The 3,259-nt window shown below is 68.8% G+C and carries 4 protein-coding genes; all 4 read left to right on the top strand.

Translation table 11 applies throughout. The features are described from left to right. The coding region (locus tag Tchar_RS13320) for a transketolase-like TK C-terminal-containing protein (RefSeq protein WP_328592051.1) at positions 1 to 1,179 on the top strand (1,179 nt) is incomplete at its 5' end. After that, positions 1,176 to 1,991 (top strand): HAD-IA family hydrolase, encoded by an 816-nt coding sequence (locus Tchar_RS13315; protein ID WP_236640478.1) that lies wholly within the window; start codon positions 1,176 to 1,178, stop codon positions 1,989 to 1,991. The genes Tchar_RS13320 and Tchar_RS13315, both read left to right, overlap by 4 nt. A gap of 92 nt (positions 1,992 to 2,083) precedes the next feature. After that, positions 2,084 to 3,106: a type I glyceraldehyde-3-phosphate dehydrogenase gene (gene gap, locus Tchar_RS13310; RefSeq protein ID WP_144329463.1), complete on the top strand. Its 1,023-nt coding sequence runs from the start codon at positions 2,084 to 2,086 to the stop codon at positions 3,104 to 3,106. 15 nt (positions 3,107 to 3,121) lie between these two features. After that, on the top strand, positions 3,122 to 3,259 hold a 138-nt coding region (pgk, locus tag Tchar_RS13305), incomplete at its 3' end, for a phosphoglycerate kinase (protein ID WP_144329462.1).

Below are 3,259 nucleotides of genomic sequence, written 5' to 3'. Positions count from 1 at the left end.
ATCGCTGCCGCGCGCGCGGCGCTCGACTGGCCCTACGCGCCGTTCGAAATACCTGACGATGTGCGTGCGGCCTGGGATGCGCGTGCGCGCGGCGCGCAGGCCGAGGCCGAATGGCGCCAGCGCTGGCTGGCCTACGCCACCGCCTATCCACGCGAGGCGGCCGAGCTGCAGCGCCGCTGGGCCGGCGAGTTACCGGCCGATTGGGCCGAGCGGGTCGCCGCCTGGGTGGCGGAAGTGGGGGCGCAGCGTGACGCCGTGGCCACGCGCAAAGCCAGCCAACAGGCGCTCGATCGGTTGGCCACCGCATTGCCCGAGCTCTTTGGCGGTAGCGCCGACCTCACGGCGTCGAACTTGACCAACTTCAAGGGCTGCACCATCGCTGGACGCGACCGCTGGGGCAACCACCTGAGCTACGGCGTGCGCGAGTTCGGCATGGCGGCGATGATGAACGGCATCGCGCTGCACGGTGGCTACATTCCCTACGGTGGCACCTTCCTGACCTTCAGCGACTACAGCCGCAATGCGGTGCGCATGGCGGCGCTGATGAAGCAGCGTGTGGTGCACGTCTTCACGCACGACTCCATTGGCCTGGGCGAGGACGGGCCTACCCACCAGCCGATCGAGCACGTGCCCAGCCTGCGCTTGATTCCGAACCTGGATGTGTGGCGCCCGGCCGATGCGCTGGAGACCCTGGTGGCGTGGACCCAGGCCTTGCAGCGGCGCGACGGCCCCAGTGCCCTGTGCCTGTCGCGCCAAAACCTGCCGGCGGTGACGCAGCCCGAGCAGGCCGAGGCGATGGCGCGCGGCGGCTACGTGCTGCGCGATGCACCGGGCGCGCGCGTGGTGCTGGTGGCCACCGGATCGGAGGTGGCGATCGCGCTGCAGGCGCAGCAGCGACTGGCCGAGCAGGGGGTGGCCGCGCGCGTGGTGTCGCTGCCTAGCACCACCGTCTTCGATCGCCAAAGCGCCGACTGGCGCGAGGCGGTGCTGCCACCCGCGCTGCCGGTGGTGGCCGTCGAGGCCGCCCACCCGGATTTCTGGCACAAATACGTCGATCGGCGCGGCCGCATCGTCGGCATCGACCGCTTCGGCGAATCGGCTCCCGGCCCTAAGCTGTACGAGCATTTTGGCTTGGTGGCCGAGCGCGTGGCGGCGGCGGCGCTGGAGTGCTTGTCGTGAGCCCGTCGCGTACCTCACTGCCGTTTGACCTGTGGCTGTTCGACCTGGACGGCACCCTGGTCGAGACGGCGCCCGAGATCGCCGACGCCGTCAACGACACGCTGGCCGAGCTGGGGCTGGCGCCGGTGACGCAGGAGGCGGTGCGCGACTGGATCGGTCACGGTACACGCGAGCTGCTGATCCAAGCGTTGGCCCAGCGCACCGGCCGCGCGCCCGATGCGGTGCGCGCCGACGCCCGCTTCGCCGCCCAGGAAGCGGTGTTTGCTCGTCACTACGCCGCGCGCTGCGGCACGCGCAGCCACCCCTACCCGCATGTGGTGGCGACGCTGCAGGCCTTGCGCGCCGCCGGCGCTCGCTTGGTGGTGCTGACCAACAAGGAGGGCCGCTACACCGACCGCGTGCTCGATGCGCACGGGCTGCGGCCGCTGTTCGACCGCGTCATCAGCGGTGATACGTTGCCGGTCAAAAAGCCCGAGCCCCTGGGGGTAGAGGACAGTCTTTTGCGCTACGGCGTGGCGCGCACCCGCTGCGTGTTGGTGGGCGACTCGTCCATCGACGTCCAGACCGCGCGCCGCGCCCGCATCGCCGCCTGGTGCGTGCCGTATGGCTACAACATGGGCCGCCCCATTGCTGAGGCCCGCCCGGACCGGGTCGTACCGGACTTTTCGGCCTTGCTGTCTGGCTCTTCGGCCTTGCTGTCCGTCACCGGACGCCCGCCGCTGGCGTCAGCGTCGGCGCGCGCGGCAGCGGACGTCGAGCCGCCCAAGGGCACAGTATCCGCAGCCGTGTCGGCTTGCTCGGCCAACCCCTAACAACGAACGCGGGCCAGCGCCCGCGATTGCTCCCTGCGTTCCGTCACCATCGTATTCGTTCGACTTTTCATCGACTCCGAGGAGAAACTGCAATGACCCTGCGCATTGGTATCAACGGCTTTGGCCGCATCGGCCGCATGGTGTTTCGCGCCGCGCTGCGGCACTTCCCCGACGACATCACCGTCGTGGGCATCAATGACCTGCTCGATCCGGCCTATTTGGCCTACATGCTGCGCTTCGACAGCGTGCACGGACGCTTCGACGGTACGGTCGAGGTGGACGGCAACACCCTCATCGTCAACGGCCAGCGCATCCGCCTGACGGCCGAGCGCGATCCCGCAGCGCTGCGCTGGGGCGACATCGGCGCCGACGTCGTCATCGAATCCACCGGCATCTTCCTCGACCACGCCGGAGCGGCCAAGCATCTGCAGGCCGGCGCCAAGCGCGTGATCATGAGTGCGCCCAGCAAAGACGACACGCCGATGTTCGTCTATGGCGTCAACCACACCGCGTACGCGGGCGAGAGCATCATCAGCAACGCCTCCTGCACCACCAACTGCTTGGCGCCGCTGGCCAAGGTGCTGCACGACAAATGGGGCATCAAGCGCGGGCTGATGACCACCGTGCACGCCGCCACCGCCACACAAAAGACCGTGGACAGTCCGAGCCTGAAGGACTGGCGCGGTGGGCGCGGCATTCTGGAAAACATCATTCCCAGCAGCACCGGCGCGGCCAAGGCGGTGGGCAAGGTCATTCCGGCGCTGAACAAAAAGCTCACCGGCATGGCCTTCCGTGTGCCCACCAGCGACGTGTCGGTGGTGGATTTGACCTGCGAGTTGGAAAACCCCGCCAGCTACGACGCCATCTGTGCCGAAATGCGCGCCATGAGCCAGCGCCCGGTGGCCGAGGGCGGCCTGCTGGGCGTGCTGGGCTACACCGAAGACGCCGTGGTGTCCACCGACTTCCGCGGCGAGCCGTGTACCAGCGTGTTCGACGCCACCGCCGGCATCGCGCTCGACCCCACCTTCGTCAAGCTGGTGTCCTGGTACGACAACGAGTGGGGCTACAGCAACAAGTGCCTGGAGATGGCGCGCGTGGTCGGCCGGTCGCTGTGAGGGGGGGGAGCGATCGTGAACTTCTGGCGTTTTGCCGATCTGTGCGCGGCCGGCCGTGTGGCGGGCCGCCGCGTGTTCATTCGTGCCGACCTCAATGTGCCGCTGGACGAAGCCGGGCGCATCACCGAAGACACGCGCATCCGCGCCTCGGTG

It is taken from the genome of Tepidimonas charontis (genome assembly GCF_007556685.1).
GTDB lineage: Bacteria > Pseudomonadota > Gammaproteobacteria > Burkholderiales > Burkholderiaceae_C > Tepidimonas > Tepidimonas charontis.
Note: the sequence above shows the minus strand (reverse complement) of the source record. Positions and strands in the feature narration are given on the sequence as shown.